The 1,183-nt window shown below is 29.7% G+C and carries 1 protein-coding gene; it reads right to left on the bottom strand.

Features of this window, described 5'->3' with window-relative positions; genetic code table 11:
• Window positions 1-673, bottom strand: a 673-nt coding sequence (locus CLPU_RS16290; RefSeq protein ID WP_321169978.1) for a solute carrier family 23 protein, incomplete at its 3' end; no start/stop codon positions are given.
• Between the last annotated feature and the right edge of the window lie 510 nt (window positions 674-1,183).

Raw genomic sequence — 1,183 nt, 5'->3', positions numbered from 1 at the left:
CTAAAGGATAACATATAATATAACCTATAACTATACCAATAAGAACAGAAGCACTTCCTATCATTCCCTTACCATATCTATTTAAAAATATGATGATTAACAATACAACTATTGATATAATAACGTTTCTTAAACTACCATAGTCTTTTGCACCAGCTCCACCAGCTGCCCAATCCATTGCTACTGGGAGTAATGTTGTACCTATTAATGTAACAACAGTACCAGTAACAATTGGAGGGAAAAACCTCATTAAAGGTTTTAAGAATCTGCTTAAAATCATTTCTGAAAAAGAGCCCATTATAGTTGCTCCGAATAATCCTGGTAGACCTAATCCCATACCACCAGCAGCAGCAGGAAGTGCTACAGCCAATGAAGGAGCAACAAAAGTAAAGTCAGTACCCATAATACAAGGAACTCTTGCACCTACAGGACCTACTCCTTTAGCTTGAATAAAAGTAGTAATACCTGATACAAATATTGTAGCACTTACTAAAAACGCTAAATCTGGAACTGAAAGGCCAAGTGCCTGACCTATAACTAAAGGAACTGCTACGATACCTCCAAATGCAGTTACAATATGTTGAAGTGCTAGAATAATAGATAAACCTATAGATGGTTTGTCATCCATTTTATATAACAAATTAGATCTGTTTGGATCAATGTTTTCACTCATATTAGTACCTCCTAAACTAAAATTTTTAATCAAAGAGAAACATAATGATAGATGTCATTATGAAATTCAATGAAAACTATGTAGTTTCACTATTTTTAAGAATATTTGATACATTTATTTTAGCCTTTACGCTGTTATTTTATTCGATTGCATTTAAAATATAGTTTGAGATATCTATAGAATTATTTAAGTTATGTTAATTTTTATAGATAATTTTAATCTGAGATGAATAGTATAAGAAAATAAACATAAAAAAAGAGAATTCTTATATAAGAATTCTCTTTTTAAAAATTTTTAATTAACATTTTACTTATAGGGGAATATAAGTATTTTAAACAAAACTAATATCTTAAACTACACTAGCCTGATTTTCACTTTCTTTACTATCATCTTTTAATAATATATTTAATAATAAAGCCACTATAGTACCAGCACTAATTCCAGATGAGAATAACTTTTGTAATATACCTGGTAAATTTGCTACGTATTCAGGTCTTACAGTTATTCCAA

Origin of the sequence: Gottschalkia purinilytica, from assembly GCF_001190785.1 — a bacterium.
Classification (GTDB): domain Bacteria; phylum Bacillota; class Clostridia; order Tissierellales; family Gottschalkiaceae; genus Gottschalkia_A; species Gottschalkia_A purinilytica.
Note: the sequence above shows the minus strand (reverse complement) of the source record. Positions and strands in the feature narration are given on the sequence as shown.